This window comes from Halobacillus sp. ABH2_015, assembly GCF_056158945.1.
Map to the genome: position 1 here is coordinate 2,531,362 of NZ_JBSWUG010000002.1, position 14,094 is coordinate 2,545,455.

The following is a 14,094-nucleotide window of genomic DNA, read 5'->3' on the forward strand; positions in this document are numbered from 1 at the left end:
AACGTGCTTTCCTATTATCCCCGATAATTTGAAGAATCTCAAAAGAAATGCTGTCTGGAATGAACATCGGCTTTGAGATCCATACTAATTCCAATAGAAGAAAAGGAGGTCTGTATATGAGCTGGATACAACGGACGGCTCTCCTGCTGATCATCATCGGCGCCATCAACTGGGGACTCATCGGACTTTTCCAGTATGATCTCGTTGCCGGGCTGTTTGGCGGTGGTGAGCAGCGTGCATTCCTTGCGCGTCTCATTTATACGGCTGTAGGGATCAGCGGACTTATTGCCATTTCCCTTTATTTCATCCCCGCAGCACAAAACAGTGATGTACCGGCTGACACAGCTGTTGAACAGGAATAAAAAAAGAGACCAGGGAAGGCCCTGGTCTCTTCTTCATTCCTTATTTGCGGAATTTTTCGCGGTCATCAGACTGTTTGATCCAGTCTTCAAGCTTGTCTTTCAGCGTGTTGAAGCCTGCAGCTTCTTCCTGCTGTTTTGGAGCCGCCTGTTTACGTGGACGACGCTCCTGCTGTTTAGGTGCTTCCTGAGTCGCACGGATGGATAGAGAATATTTGTTGCTCTTCTCATCAATGTTCAGAATTTTAACCTGAACTTCATCTCCTTCAGAAAGGTGCTCATTAATATCTTTCACATAACCGTGAGTAACTTCGGAAATGTGTACAAGACCTTGAACCTGCTCATCCAATGCTACAAACGCGCCGTAAGGCTGAATGCCTGTGACTTTACCTTCTAATACTTGACCTTCTTGGAACTTCTCTGACATGCTATACAACTCCTGATTCATTAAATATTCGCTTCTTTTCACGCAATAAATGATTTTACCACAAAGACGCGAAATAAGCAATATCCCGTCTATGTTCACGAATCGTTCAGACATCATTTGTCCGCAGCGTGATATACTAGAAAAAAGAATAAAGGAGGGTTCAGCGTATGTCCGTAGGAAACAATATCCGAAAGTACAGGGAAATGAAGAAATTCACGAAAGAGGAACTGGCTCTCAAAGCCCGGATGGGCGTTCACACACTGGAAAGTTATGAATCTAATGAGCGCACACCAGAACTTGATACCGTCTTGAAAATTTCGACGGTTCTGGATATTCCCGCTTCCGAACTGATGGAATTCCACGATGAAGATGAATCTCCTTTTGACGAAGAACTTACACAGCTGGTTCAGGACATCGGCGTCAAAAGCTCTAAACTGATCTTAAGGAAAGCCCGTGACTTTTCAGAACAGGACGTACTTCGGGCTATGAATCTGCTTTATGACCTGAATCAGCAGAAAAATTAAAAAAGAGGTTTATAAACTATGAAACAGGGTTATATTAAATAACGTAAGACTTTCTCGTATTCCCCCTGTGTAAGCAAAGCGAACGTTCGCTTTGCTTTTTTTTCAGCCAAAATTCCTTCCCGAACAAGTTAGTTTCATGAAGGACCCGGTTTCGGTTATGATAAGGAAAAATGGCTGATGGAGGCGAGTACTTTGGAAGAATTTCAAAAATACACCCCAAGAACCGGAACACGCTCGGTCAAATGGGATCTCATTGAAGACTTTTATCAAGATAAAGATGTCCTGCCGATGTGGGTGGCCGATATGGATTTCAAGACACCACAGGCTGTCACAGACGCACTGACCTCAAGGGTCGAACACGGCATCTTCGGATACACCATCCCGGATCAGGATGTGAAGGAGTCCATTACAGGATGGCTTCGTAATCGTCACGGATGGGAAACAGAAACGGACTGGATCACGTTCAGCCCGGGTGTCATTCCATCTCTGCACATGATTATTCAATCGTTGACGGAAATTGGCGACAACGTTCTTATCCAGACACCGGTTTATCCTCCGTTCTACAGTGTTGTCAAAGACCATGGCAGACATATCGTAAAAAACCCACTCCTTCATAAAGAGGACAGGTACGAAATAGACTTTGAAGATTTCGAGAACAAAATCAAAGACAATCAGGTAACCATGTTTATCCTATGCAACCCTCACAATCCTGTCGGGAGGGTATGGACGAAGCAGGAACTGGAAGAAATGAGCCGGATCTGCCGGAAGCACGGTGTGAAAATCGCAGCGGATGAAATTCATGCCGATTTGATTCTGCCACCGAACAAGCATATACCCATGGCTTCTCTTTCTGAAGAAACGAACCAGCAGACGGTCACATGCCTTTCCCCTACGAAAACATTCAATCTTGCCGGTCTGCAGGCTTCCTATGTTATTACTGCAAACAAGGAAGACAAGAAAAAGCTGGATAAACATTTTAAAAATCAAGGCATGATGATGTTGAACACCCTTGGTATTACAGCGATGGAAGCTGCGTATAACCATGGATCCGACTGGGTTGACACATTGACAGAAGTGCTGAAGGACCATCGCGACTATGTGATTCAGCGGCTGGAGAACGAAACAAAATCGGTGCGTGCGCTTCCGATCGAAGGAACGTATTTGTTATGGCTGGACTGTACACGAATGGGACTTTCCCAGACGGAATTGAAGAAGTTCATGCAGAAAGAGGCCCGTGTCGGCTTAAACGACGGTGCGTCCTTCGGAGAAGAAGGCCGCGGCTTTATGCGCCTCAACCTGGCTGCTCCGATGTCTACACTTGAAGAAGGTGTCACACGCATCATCAAAGCTGTCCAGACCTTTGAACAATCTTAAATCGAATGAAAACTAAGGCTGCCTTAAAAAACGGCAGCCTTTTTTTATTCCATCATTCCTTCTGTCTGCATAGAGGTATCTGAAAACACCAGGATGGCCGTCCCGTCCCGTTATCGAAGGTTCGGTTATTCCTGCTGTTTATCCGGTTCGGCAGGATCACTCGTTTCATCTTTGTCTGCGTCTATGGTAATCACACCACAGGCCACACGTTCCCCGGCATCTCCTGCCGGCTGGGTCATCCCATCATCTGGTCCGCTCTGGATGATCAAGGAGGTCCCTTCATCCCTCAGAAGCGACTTCTGATCTTCTTTCAGCTTCGCCTCCGGCAGCATGACCTCAACATCAATCATACCGCTCTGGTCAGCCTCCACATTCGGCATATCCCCCACATGCGCCCCTTTTGGATTCATGAGACCATGCTCCTTGGACAAGGGATTGAAATGATTCCCGGCACTCTTGAACTCAGGCGCATCACATTTTGGAAATTCATGAACAGCTATCCCGTGCATCCCTGGTTCAATCCCTTCTACTTTCAATTTCACTTGTACGCCTTCAGGCTGTTCGGTCAATACAGCTGTCCCGATTTTGTCATTATCTTTGTTATAGATTGATGTTTCCAGCGGCGATCGTTCCTCTCCGGAACACGCCGTCAAAACAACAGCGATCGTCCCGGCACACATAAAGGCACGCTTCATGGGTCCAAAACCTCCATTTGATGAAATCTGCTTTTTCTAGTGTCCCCCATGCTGCTGAAAATATAATAAAGCCGCATCAGGCAGGCACCTAATGCGGCTCTTTCGATTCGCGATCTTCCTTTTCATTTATAGAGTAATTCTGATCAAATGTATGCTCTTCTTTTTGAGAGGCTTTAATAATCCAGATCATAGTAACCGCTGCAGCCACAATGAACAGCAGAAGCATCAGGACAGCAGGAATATATTCAGACTTATCTTCTGGGAAGTACAGAAATTCCATCATGGTGAACCCCACCCTTCTCCCCTAAGTATATCAAACATTTGGAAATCCGCATCCGTTTTCATTAGATCTACATATTTTTTGTTACAATGAAACGAGAGATGAATTTAGGAGGGAATAGAATGTCTGAGATCCAGATTGGCTCTATAGTGAAAGCGCATTATAAAACAGGCATATACATCGGAGAAGTGAAAGAGGACCGGGGGAATTTTTATCTGGTTCAAATGCTCGCCGTTGACAAACACCCGATGCAGGGGGATCTTCACAATCCTGGTCAAACAGAAAATGTTTTTTTCCATCAGCGGAAAGCGTTGAGTTATCTTGAAAAAGCCAACGTTCAGAAAGAAGCGGTCCACCCTTATGAAGAGACAGAAATACCGGATTATAATGATTCTCTCAAACAATCCGTTGAAAAGCTGAAACAAAAGTTAAATCGGCGGGATACCGATTTTAACAGCCATGCCGCAGATCAACTGAGTGATCTCGAAAAACAGTATTTCGGGTAAAATCAGCCACATTTGTATTCGCTTTCGGGGTGTGGTAATTTTAAAATGTTGAAAGAAATGAAGGAGGAAAAACCCATGACAACACATATTGGAGCACAACAGGGAGATATCGCGGATAAGATCCTGCTGCCAGGAGACCCGCTCCGCGCCAAATATATTGCTGAAAACTTTCTGGAGGATGCCGTCTGCTATAACGAAGTACGTGGCATGTACGGATACACAGGTACATATAAAGGAGAGCGCATTTCTGTTCAGGGAACAGGGATGGGGGTACCTTCCATCTCCATCTACGTCAATGAACTGATGGATAGCTACGGCGTGCAGAAATTGATCCGCGTCGGCTCATGCGGAGCACTGCAGAACGATGTAAACGTGCGTGACGTGATTCTTGCTTCCACATCGACAACGGACTCCCAGATGAACCGTATGGTATTCGGCGGCATTGATTATGCACCGACAGCGGACTTCAATTTGTTGAAGAATGCCTATGATGCAGGAACAGCAAAAGGGTTGGACTTGAAAGTCGGAAACGTCTTTACAAGTGACAGTTTCTACCGTGACAATGCGATGGATCTATTCAATCTGCTCGCTGAGTACAACGTGCTTGCTGTAGAAATGGAAACCACCGCTCTTTATACGCTTGCCGCGAAATACAACCGTCAGGCGCTGTCCGTTCTTACTGTCAGTGATCATATCCTTACCGGAGAAGAAACGACGGCCGAGGAACGTCAGACCACCTTTAACGAAATGATTGAAGTGGCTCTTGAAGCAGCCATCCAGGATTAATAAAAAAAGCACATGCGCTTCCAAGCGTATGTGCTTTTTTTATATCCACAGTTGAGATGTGGACGAGAAATTCTTCACGTGGAACAAACATGAACAAGGGTTCGGCCGTCGATGATCAGGACACGGTCACCGATGGTCATATAGATTTCCCGCCCCTGCACCCTGTCCACCTTCCCGTAGTATACATGGGAGGCTGTATAAAGCAGCAGCATCGTACCTATATGCTTATCCACTTTGGACAGCAGCAGAGGCGTTCGGACGATCTGCATCAGCTGCCGGGTCTTGTTTCTTATTGATACAGCAATAGAGATAGGAAGCCCTCCTTGAAAAACCGCTTCCTATACAATATCCATCCGCACAAAAAAAGTCTGGGCTTCAGCCCAGACTTCAACCTTTGATCTAGAGTTGCTGCCCGTATTTCGTTCACACGATCCCGCTGCGCTTATCGATAGTGCCTGCCGCGGGAACGGCCTCAGCTAACATGAACAGGCCCCTTTTTTAATGATTCACATAATAAGCCAGTGTCCTTGCCATGACTCCTGTAGGTCCTTCAGGCCCAAGGGCGTGTCCGGATTCTGCTACAGACGTTCCGGCAATATCGAGATGCACCCACGGAATCCCCTCTGCAAATGCTCCGACGAACGCACCTCCCATGATCGCGTGAGCTTTGCGTGTTGGAGAATTATTCAAGTCAGCAATCCTGCTTTTCCTTACCTGAGCTTTATAATCTTCGTTATACGGCAGAAGCCAGATCCATTCTCCCGTCTCCTGACCCGCCTTTTCGATTTGTTTATAAAAGAACTCGTTATTCGTCATTGCCCCTGTCATCCATGATCCGAGGGCCGTGACTACTCCTCCGGTAAGCGTAGCCACATCAATAACCCTGTCTGCCCCTTCTGAGCGGGCATACGTTACAGCATCGCCCAGGGCCAGACGCCCTTCGGCATCTGTATTCAGTACTTCAATGGTTTGACCACTCATGGAAGTAATCACATCATCAGGTTTAAATGCTCCACCGGATATCATGTTATCGGTAGATGGAATCACGGCCATGACGTTCTTCTCAGGCTTGATGCGCCCTATGGTTTCCAAAGCTCCGAGAACAGCAGCAGCGCCTCCCATATCCCCTTTCATACCAGGCATGCCTGTTTTCGATTTAATGGAATAGCCTCCTGTATCATACGTTATGCCTTTTCCTACAAGAGCGGTCACATCCTTCCACTCCTCCAATCCTTGATACTTTAGAACAATCAGCTTTGGCGGCTCTACGGAACCCTGGTTTACAGCGAGGAGCGCTCCCATCCCCAGATTTTCCATATCCTCTTTCTCTAGGATTTGGGCATCGAAACCAAACCGCTCTGCCATTTTCAAGGCTTGTGCGGCGAGTTCGGATGCTGTAAGAATGTTGGAGGGAAGATGAACCAGCTTTCTTGCTGTATTGGCCCCTTCTGCATAAGCCATCCCTTCCACAATCGCTGCTTCCATCGTATTTTGATCAAACAGAGCAGAAAAAACAGACAGGCTCTTCAGCCGTTTGACTTCCTCCGATCCGGTTTTATAATTTTCCTGCTTATAAGTTGATAAGCCGATCGCTTCTGCTAACAACGCCGTCCACTCTTTATATTTCTGACGATCAGGAATTAGGGTCTCCAGCAAAAGGGAGCACTGCTCCACCCCTTGCGCCTCAATCTGCTGAAAAGCCTGCCCCCACAAGTTTCTCCTGTCGGCTTTTGTCATCATCTTCCTGGACCCAAGACCGATACATAAGACCCGGACCATTTGATTCTCATAGGGAACAATCAAATGTTCCACTCGGCCCGGCGGGGGTTGAACGAGACCACTTTTTAAATAATCCGCTGTATGTAATCCTGCTGCATCTTTTATCTTCTCTGCCAGAATGCTTTGATCCTCATCCGCGAACACCCCGACGACAAGGGGGTCTACGGGTTTCCACTTCTGTGTTATTGTCAACATAACGCCACCTCCTTCTCCAGTATACAAGATCTGCATCCGTCCTTCCTTATGAAGGGACGTTCTATCAGAATGTATGATATAATGTTTTTGTTTATAAGCAACAAATGACTTACATAAAGATCAATCATCTCGATACCCTGCCGGATGAGAAAGGATGTTACAATGCTGTTAGATTTACTGCAGAACTTCCCCCTCTGGGCCTCCATCGCTGCAATCGTTTTTGCCCAGGCGGTAAAAGTCCCCATACAATTTATTGCTTCCAGACAGTTCAATGCCACCCTTGCCTTCAGTACAGGAGGTATGCCGAGCAGCCATTCTGCCGCTGTAACAGCTCTGGCTACGGGCGTAGGGATTGAGCAGGGCTTCGGTTCATCCATTTTCGCTGTCGCCTGCGTTTTCTCCATCATCGTCATGTTCGACAGTACAGGTGTCCGACGGCAGACAGGGGAGCAGGCCATCATGTTAAACATCTTATTGAATGATTTTAACCGCTTCGTCAGTGAAGCGAAAAGCTGGCAGCAGAAAGAAGGGTATCAGAAAAAAGAAGAATTGAAAGAGCTGCTCGGACACCAGCCCATTGAAGTGTTCTTCGGGGGCCTGACCGGTATCCTGCTTACATTCCTGCTTCATTCTCTGATCTATTAAATAACAAAAACACTTCCGCCATCTAAACGGAAGTGTTTTATTATGGTTTGATTGCAGACCGGAATACCTGCTGAGCTTCATTTTCATTCAAAGTGGCCAGTTCTTCTTCCGTCAGCTGACCTTCTCCTTCTTTGATCACGTACACGTCCAATGTTTTCTTTCCCCATTGGTCATACACATCCTCCACGCTTGAGAAATAAAGATCCAGTTCCTCCCCTTTAATAGCCCCTCCAATATCAGCCACCACTCCATACCCGTACCCGGGAATAAAAAGAATGGTCCCTAAAGGAAACACGTTCAAATCAGCAGCAATCGTAGAATACAGGTCCCTCGTTACATTCACCCCGGAGAACGTAATGCCATAGGCCGGATGTTCAGGCGTTTTCCCCGTCGATTCAAACCCGGCTGTATAGCCCGTAGCGGTAACCTGACGGCTTTGATACTGGGACAAATCAATCGACTGCTCCAGCGTCTGGACCGCCTCAACAACCGCGCTTTTCACCTGTGGATCTGGATCTGCAATCGTATTCCCGTCTTTTATTTCAGCTGTCATCCATTCCCCCAAATCAACTAAAGATAGATTTGTTACATAGGAAGCCGTACTCACCACAGCCCCTGCGAATAAGAAAGGAAGAAACAGTCTTTTCGTACGTCCTGAAAACATGTCATCACCTCTAGATGTAAGCATGTCCAAGACCGATCATTTTATTCATATAATTGAACCAGAAGAAGGGGCCTCGATCCTTGGATCGAGGCCCCTTCTTCTCTTATTAAAACATTTGATACCCGCTCTTCCTCAATTTCTTTATGACAATGCCGGCTGCAATGGTCCCGGCAAAACCGCTGGTCAGGATCACAACGTCCACGACACCTAGACGGCCGAGCTGTTTAAACACAGTTGGAAAAGCTGTGCCAGGCTGTGAGAAATACTCCGTCCACGGAAAGTTATCCACGATAAACAACACGATGACAGGATACACGATGGACATGATCCAGGATGAGCGCAGAATCATATTTAATAGAAAGGATATCCCGAAAAACAGTACAAAAAACAAAAGAATGGATACAGCAAATTGGACAATATTCAACGTCGCTTCCCCCTACTCCCCTTAAAAGGGACGTGCAAATCCATTATTCATTCTAAACCGCTTCCTATGAAAGCGCAAGCATATCCGGATGTACGAAAAACGCGAAAGCATGAACTGCTTTCGCGTTTCCTATATCTTTTAGAAGTTAAAGAAGTTCAACTTCCCTTTCTTCAGAACGAGCGGAAGGCCGCCTAATTTTAGAAGATAGCGGTTGTCGATGACTTTCTTCATGGCAGTCGCTGACCAGCCGAAGAGTTTCTTATCATCAAAGACAACACCGATGGCATCATTGTGCCCAAGGGAAGCAACCGTACCTTGAATGTTAGGCTTGAATGGCTCAAGGTGATCGTCACCTTTCACGAGACGGGTAAGGTTTTTCGCTGTATGCTCCGCTTCCTGAATGGCAATCTGCGCTGTCGGAGGATAAGGGCGCTCCGTTTCCTCATTCATAATGAGAGCACAGTCCCCTACGATGAATACATCATCATATCCTTCTGGACGAAGATCATCACGAACCGGGATACGTCCGCGGTTCGCTTCGAAACCGGCTTCTTCAACCAGTGAGTTTCCGCGTACACCGGCCGCCCATACGACGGTGTTCGTATCGATTTCTTCACGCTGTTCATCTTTTTCGAAAACCAATTTATTTTCGGTTACTTCTTTGATCATCGCACCGATTTTGAACTCGACACCGCGCGCTTCCAAAGAGTTCATCGCATATTCAACAAGTTCAGGATCGAAACCTGGAAGAGCTGTCGGGGCAGCTTCTACGTTGACAATACGCACTTTGTCACGTGGAACATCGTATTCCTTGCATAGTTCAGGGATACGGTTCGCCAGTTCACCAACAAATTCAATTCCTGTAAACCCTGCACCACCGACAACAATGTTCAAGCGCTTCTGCTGTTTTTCAGGTTCGTTGTTGTACTTCGCAAAGTTGTATTCGATATGCTGGCGGATCAGACGAGAGCTGTTGATGCTGTTGATTGTGTATGCATGCTCTTTAAGTCCAGGGATACCGAACGTAGCCGCTTCGAATCCAAGACCAATGACAAGGTAGTCATAAGAAAGTTCGCCGTCTTCAAGGATCACCTTTTTATCGGCCGCTTTAATATCTGTCACTGTATCCTGAATGAAGTTGACTTTGCTTGTATCCACAACATCTTTGATTGCGATACGTGTGCGGTCATGGTGAAGCGTACCTGCCGCGTTTTCATGCAGCCAAGTTGTTTGATAGTGGTAGCTGTGCTTGTTCACAAGTGTGATGTTGGCATCGTTCGCCCCAAGGCTCTTCTGAAGTTTGACAGCTGTCATGATGCCCCCGTAACCGGCACCGATAATGACAATGTTCGGATTCTTCATGAATAATCACTTCCATCTCGTATTTTTTTCCATCCGTCACCTATATCATTGTGACCTGTTTCACACAAAAAGACATTAAAAAAACCTGTTGAAATCAGGCGAAAAGTGTCACAAATCATAACTATATGGTCTATCATCATCTTAGACCTTTTTCCCCTTATTTTCAACCCAAAATCAAGTTATCAAAATTATTGAACAATTGCCGCCTTTGGAAAGGTTTACATATGTTCAGTGTTCCCATTGCAAATTTTTTTATGATAGAATAAATTTTAGTGAAATTTTTTTCAGGAGGTTTATTATGAGCGATAAAATATACGATATTACAGTCATCGGCGGCGGCCCCGTCGGTCTGTTCACAGCTTTTTACGGTGGAATGCGTGAAGCGAGTGTCAAAATCATCGAAAGCCTCCCGCACCTTGGAGGGCAGCTGACCGCCCTTTATCCGGAAAAATACATTTTTGACGTGGCCGGCTTTCCTAAAGTCCGTGCACAGGAGCTGATTGACAACCTGGAAGAGCAGGCCATGGCTTTCAATCCGACCATTGCGCTTGAGGAGGAAGTCATCCATATAGAACGGATGGAAGACGAGTCTTTAAAACTGACCACGAACAAAGATGTCCACTACACGAAAACCGTGATTGTCACAGCTGGTAACGGAGCATTCCAGCCACGGAAACTTAAAGTGGACGATTCCGAACGGTTTGAAGATACCAACCTGCATTATCACGTCAGTAACATGGACAACTTCCGTGACAAGAACGTAATGATTGCCGGCGGCGGTGATTCTGCTGTCGACTGGGCACTCATGCTGGAGCCGATTGCCAAACAGGTCACTCTTGTCCATAGAAGAGATAAATTCAGAGCTCACGAACACAGTGTGTCCCAGTTGAACGAATCCAACGTCAACGTCATGACCCCCTTCACTCCTGAGCAGTTTATCGGGGAGGAGCGCATTGAAAAAGTCGAGCTTCAAGAAGTTAAAGGCGAACGTACAGAGACCATTGACGTTGATGATGTCATCGTCAACTACGGGTTCATTTCCTCCCTTGGCCCCATCAAGGACTGGGAGCTTGAAATCGACAAAAACAGCATCGTTGTAAACTCCAAAATGGAAACGAACATCAAAGGCATCTATGCAGCCGGCGATATCTGCACCTATCCGGGTAAAGTAAAACTGATTGCATCCGGTTTTGGTGAAGGACCGACAGCTGTCAACAATGCGAAAGCCTATATCGATCCAGGAGCGCGTGTGCAGCCGAAACATTCGACGAGCATGTTTTCCTAAAGAACAAAAGCTGCAGAGAAACCCTGTGTTTTTCTGCAGCCTTTTTTTCATCCAGTCAAAACTGAAAAAAGTTCTGATGCCCTCCCACTTCCGGTTGTGATTGAGAGTGGTTGTTCCCATAAAAAAACCTTCCGTGAGCCGGAAGGTTGGAATCTATCAGCAGTTCGGGTCTGGTGTTCCAGCGTTCGCCGCCGTTTTAAAGGAAGACCCGCAGCCACAGGAAACGATGGCATTCGGATTATCGATCGTGAAGCCTCCGCCCATCATATTTTGTTTATAATCAATGGTCGTACCTTCTACAATCGCCGCATCCTGACGGTTGATGACAACAGGAATACCGCTGGAATCTTCAAGAAGATCAAGTTCTTCATTAATCTCATCCTCGAAGCCCATCGCATATGACAATCCACTGCAGCCGCCGCCTTTTACACCGAAGCGGAGACGGACATCTCCACCCTCTTCCTTCATCATCTCTTTGATCTGATGACCCGCAGCTTCTGTAATGTTCAGAATCATACCAAGCCTCTCCTTTCTCTTCTTCTTTTCAGTATACTAAACCGGCCTGCTTTTTATCAAACAGCAGCACCTGCTCATCCAAGTAAAAAGACACCCTTTACCGGGTGCCTCTCATTGTATTGAAATAGTCATGCCTTTTCACTTGTTACAGGGTTTCGTCCAAGTGTTGATAAATTTTATCGACTAATTCTTCAGGCGAATCGGCAATGACACGTTCTCCTTCAACAAGGGCATAATTGCTCTGCGAACAAAGACCGCAGTTTCTCAAACAGCCGTAATCCATCACATCAAGATCCGGATCTTTTTCCAGTTCATCCTTAGCTTTCTGGGAGCCTTCGGCTAAATTATTGATACAAAATTCGATCAATGGATTCATCCACGTCACCTCTTTTTCGGAAGAACCCTGTGCCTTACGATTTTATCATACGCTGGTGGTTCTGCGTTAGGAATTACTGACCTGTTGAAGACCATGTTCTTCCAGAGATTTGCAAATCGTCTTCAACTTTGGATTTCCTTCCGCCACGATTCGGTCTTCCACCAGCACCAGCGGGTAAAACAAGTCATCATTCAACAGCTGTTGGACGATTTCCATATCCACACCTTCCTGGTTTTCTGTATGGATATCAAAATAGTGAAACTGCAGGCTCTTCTCCCCATATTTTCTTGTTAAAGCGGCCTCCAGCCACTCATAGGTCTCTTTTGAGCCGGGAGCGTTCACACAGCTTGCACATTTCACTTCCGCCCCGTATACATAAACGCGAACAACCGGTTGATTCATGAGGCCCTCTCCCCTTTTTTATACGTACTTTCATTTTACAAAAGAAGTGGAAAAAGATAAAATGATAATAGTTCTCAATCCAAAGGAACATAAGCAGAGACCATAGATTTTTTCGTCACTTCGTTTTATAATGATACTATAAGAAAGGGGAAGATTGAACATGCATGAACAGGTTCAAGAAGTACTGAACAAACTTCGCCCATTTTTACTTCGTGACGGTGGAGACGTTGAGCTGGTGGATGTAGAGGATGGTATTGTACGTCTGCGTCTTATGGGTGCCTGCGGGAACTGCCCAAGTTCAACCATCACTTTGAAAGCAGGTATTGAGCGTGCGCTTTCTCAGGAGATCCCTGGCATTTATGAAGTGGAGCAGGTTTTCTAAAACAGATAATCAGAAGCCCGTACACGTTGTCGTGTACGGGCTTCTTTTATCTGGAAACCGGACTGAGCAGCGGCTTCTCCTCGAAGTAACGGACAACATTCTCCAGACAGAGACGCATCATCTTATAACGGGTCTCTTTCGTTGCCGAGCCGATATGAGGAAGACAGACAACACCGGGCATGGAAACGAGCGGGTGATCGGCTCTGATCGGCTCTTGTTCAAACACATCAAGACCGGCACCGGCGATCTGCTCTTCTCTGAGCGCTTTTTCGAGTGCTTTTTCATCCATCAGTGCCCCCCGGGATGCATTGATAAAGATTGCGGTATCCTTCATCTTTTGAAAAGCCTCCGCATTGAACATATGCCGGGTTTCATCCGTCAGCGGAGCCAGGCTGACCACATAATCCGCATTCTCCAAGAGCTCATCAAACGATGTATACCTTGCGCCGATTTCACTTTCCACATCCTTTTTTCTGGAGCGGTTGTGATAAAGAATGTCCATTTGAAAACCTCTGGCTCTCCGTGCCACGGCTTCTCCTATACGTCCCATCCCTACGATTCCGATTGTTTTATGATGCACATCCGTTCCGGCAAGCAGTAAAGGAGACCAGTGGTTCCAAGCGTCCTCCTTAATATAGTTCCCTGCCTCCACAATCCGTCGGGCAGCGGCCATGAGCAGACTGAACGTAAGATCGGCCGTCGTTTCTGTCAAAACATCCGGGGTGTTCGTGATGGCCGTCCCCATGTTCTCTGCAGCTTTCACATCCACATTATCGTAGCCAACCGCCATATTGGCAACAATCCCAAGAGAATTTCCAGCGCCCAGAAGCTCCTCGTCCACCTGGTCGGTCAGCATCGTTACGAGCCCGTCCACGCGACCCGCCTCAGCTAAAAGCGTCTCCCTGTCGACAGCTTCATCCTCCTCCGGCCACATCTCAATATCCAACTGCTCCTGATAAGGTTCAACAACTTCTGCCGGCAGACGGCGGGTAATAAAAATTGACGGTTTCCCCATAACAGCACCTCCACTCCTTTTTCTTCCAGTGTAACACATAAGAAAAAGGGCACGTTTTTTCACGGAGAACCCGGACTTTTGATATAATGAACATAACA

Annotated in this window: 20 protein-coding genes; 8 read left to right on the forward strand and 12 right to left on the reverse strand. The window is 46.5% G+C overall.

All coding sequences use genetic code 11. The features are described from left to right. Window positions 1-116 precede the first annotated feature (116 nt). The gene (locus ACXAD6_RS13390) at window positions 117-362 is read left to right on the forward strand and encodes a DUF378 domain-containing protein (RefSeq protein WP_474969279.1); all 246 of its coding nucleotides are present in this window, start codon (window positions 117-119) and stop codon (window positions 360-362) included. A gap of 40 nt (window positions 363-402) precedes the next feature. Here ACXAD6_RS13390 and yugI read toward each other — a convergent pair whose 3' ends face one another. Then, on the reverse strand, window positions 403-786 hold the full coding sequence (yugI, locus tag ACXAD6_RS13395) for a S1 domain-containing post-transcriptional regulator GSP13 (RefSeq protein WP_027956455.1): 384 nt from the start codon (window positions 784-786) through the stop codon (window positions 403-405). A gap of 167 nt (window positions 787-953) precedes the next feature. Here yugI and ACXAD6_RS13400 point away from each other — a divergent pair, with 167 nt between their 5' ends. After that, on the forward strand, window positions 954-1,310 hold the full coding sequence (locus tag ACXAD6_RS13400; RefSeq protein ID WP_027956454.1) for a helix-turn-helix domain-containing protein: 357 nt from the start codon (window positions 954-956) through the stop codon (window positions 1,308-1,310). Between the two features lie 192 nt (window positions 1,311-1,502). Then, window positions 1,503-2,684 (forward strand): MalY/PatB family protein, encoded by a 1,182-nt coding sequence (locus tag ACXAD6_RS13405; protein ID WP_474969280.1) that lies wholly within the window; start codon window positions 1,503-1,505, stop codon window positions 2,682-2,684. 125 nt (window positions 2,685-2,809) lie between these two features. On the opposite strand, the gene ACXAD6_RS13410 is transcribed toward ACXAD6_RS13405, so the two are convergent. Beyond that, on the reverse strand, window positions 2,810-3,379 hold the full coding sequence (locus ACXAD6_RS13410; RefSeq protein WP_474969281.1) for a superoxide dismutase family protein: 570 nt from the start codon (window positions 3,377-3,379) through the stop codon (window positions 2,810-2,812). Window positions 3,380-3,467: 88 nt separating this feature from the next. Further along, window positions 3,468-3,662, reverse strand: a complete 195-nt coding sequence (locus tag ACXAD6_RS13415; RefSeq protein WP_474969282.1) for a hypothetical protein — start codon at window positions 3,660-3,662, stop codon at window positions 3,468-3,470. 119 nt (window positions 3,663-3,781) lie between these two features. Between ACXAD6_RS13415 and kapB the strand changes: the two genes are divergently transcribed. Continuing rightward, window positions 3,782-4,165 (forward strand): kinase-associated lipoprotein KapB, encoded by a 384-nt coding sequence (gene kapB / locus ACXAD6_RS13420; protein ID WP_474969283.1) that lies wholly within the window; start codon window positions 3,782-3,784, stop codon window positions 4,163-4,165. A gap of 75 nt (window positions 4,166-4,240) precedes the next feature. Then, a complete protein-coding gene (gene deoD / locus ACXAD6_RS13425; protein WP_027956449.1) occupies window positions 4,241-4,951 on the forward strand; it encodes a purine-nucleoside phosphorylase in 711 nt (236 codons plus the stop codon). Between the two features lie 74 nt (window positions 4,952-5,025). On the opposite strand, the gene ACXAD6_RS13430 is transcribed toward deoD, so the two are convergent. Continuing rightward, window positions 5,026-5,220 (reverse strand): hypothetical protein, encoded by a 195-nt coding sequence (locus ACXAD6_RS13430; RefSeq protein ID WP_474969284.1) that lies wholly within the window; start codon window positions 5,218-5,220, stop codon window positions 5,026-5,028. Window positions 5,221-5,449: 229 nt separating this feature from the next. Beyond that, window positions 5,450-6,925 (reverse strand): leucyl aminopeptidase, encoded by a 1,476-nt coding sequence (locus tag ACXAD6_RS13435; protein WP_474969285.1) that lies wholly within the window; start codon window positions 6,923-6,925, stop codon window positions 5,450-5,452. 162 nt (window positions 6,926-7,087) lie between these two features. On the opposite strand from ACXAD6_RS13435, the gene ACXAD6_RS13440 reads away from it, so the two are divergent. Next, window positions 7,088-7,570 (forward strand): divergent PAP2 family protein, encoded by a 483-nt coding sequence (locus ACXAD6_RS13440; RefSeq protein ID WP_027956446.1) that lies wholly within the window; start codon window positions 7,088-7,090, stop codon window positions 7,568-7,570. A 40-nt stretch (window positions 7,571-7,610) separates the two neighbouring features. Here the strand turns inward: ACXAD6_RS13440 and ACXAD6_RS13445 are convergent, their stop codons facing one another. From ACXAD6_RS13445 to ACXAD6_RS13455, 3 genes are all read right to left on the reverse strand, one after another. Further along, on the reverse strand, window positions 7,611-8,258 hold the full coding sequence (locus ACXAD6_RS13445) for a 3D domain-containing protein (protein WP_474969286.1): 648 nt from the start codon (window positions 8,256-8,258) through the stop codon (window positions 7,611-7,613). An 82-nt stretch (window positions 8,259-8,340) separates the two neighbouring features. Then, window positions 8,341-8,658 carry a YuiB family protein gene (locus ACXAD6_RS13450; protein ID WP_474969287.1) on the reverse strand — a complete coding sequence of 106 codons (318 nt, stop codon included), beginning with the start codon at window positions 8,656-8,658 and terminating at the stop codon, window positions 8,341-8,343. A 138-nt stretch (window positions 8,659-8,796) separates the two neighbouring features. Next, the gene (locus ACXAD6_RS13455; RefSeq protein WP_474969288.1) at window positions 8,797-10,020 is read right to left on the reverse strand and encodes an NAD(P)/FAD-dependent oxidoreductase; all 1,224 of its coding nucleotides are present in this window, start codon (window positions 10,018-10,020) and stop codon (window positions 8,797-8,799) included. Window positions 10,021-10,318: 298 nt separating this feature from the next. On the opposite strand from ACXAD6_RS13455, the gene ACXAD6_RS13460 reads away from it, so the two are divergent. Next, window positions 10,319-11,305 carry an NAD(P)/FAD-dependent oxidoreductase gene (locus ACXAD6_RS13460; protein WP_474969289.1) on the forward strand — a complete coding sequence of 329 codons (987 nt, stop codon included), beginning with the start codon at window positions 10,319-10,321 and terminating at the stop codon, window positions 11,303-11,305. Between the two features lie 156 nt (window positions 11,306-11,461). Here ACXAD6_RS13460 and ACXAD6_RS13465 read toward each other — a convergent pair whose 3' ends face one another. From ACXAD6_RS13465 to ACXAD6_RS13475, 3 genes are all read right to left on the reverse strand, one after another. Continuing rightward, on the reverse strand, window positions 11,462-11,821 hold the full coding sequence (locus ACXAD6_RS13465) for a HesB/IscA family protein (protein WP_474969290.1): 360 nt from the start codon (window positions 11,819-11,821) through the stop codon (window positions 11,462-11,464). Window positions 11,822-11,966: 145 nt separating this feature from the next. Continuing rightward, entirely contained in the window at window positions 11,967-12,197 is a 231-nt protein-coding gene (locus ACXAD6_RS13470) for a YuzB family protein (protein ID WP_027956440.1), read from the reverse strand. A gap of 66 nt (window positions 12,198-12,263) precedes the next feature. Next, the gene (locus ACXAD6_RS13475) at window positions 12,264-12,599 is read right to left on the reverse strand and encodes a YuzD family protein (RefSeq protein ID WP_474969291.1); all 336 of its coding nucleotides are present in this window, start codon (window positions 12,597-12,599) and stop codon (window positions 12,264-12,266) included. A 160-nt stretch (window positions 12,600-12,759) separates the two neighbouring features. On the opposite strand from ACXAD6_RS13475, the gene ACXAD6_RS13480 reads away from it, so the two are divergent. After that, on the forward strand, window positions 12,760-12,981 hold the full coding sequence (locus ACXAD6_RS13480) for a NifU family protein (protein ID WP_027956438.1): 222 nt from the start codon (window positions 12,760-12,762) through the stop codon (window positions 12,979-12,981). Between the two features lie 46 nt (window positions 12,982-13,027). Here the strand turns inward: ACXAD6_RS13480 and ACXAD6_RS13485 are convergent, their stop codons facing one another. Beyond that, window positions 13,028-13,996 (reverse strand): 2-hydroxyacid dehydrogenase, encoded by a 969-nt coding sequence (locus tag ACXAD6_RS13485; RefSeq protein WP_474969292.1) that lies wholly within the window; start codon window positions 13,994-13,996, stop codon window positions 13,028-13,030. Window positions 13,997-14,094 lie beyond the last annotated feature (98 nt).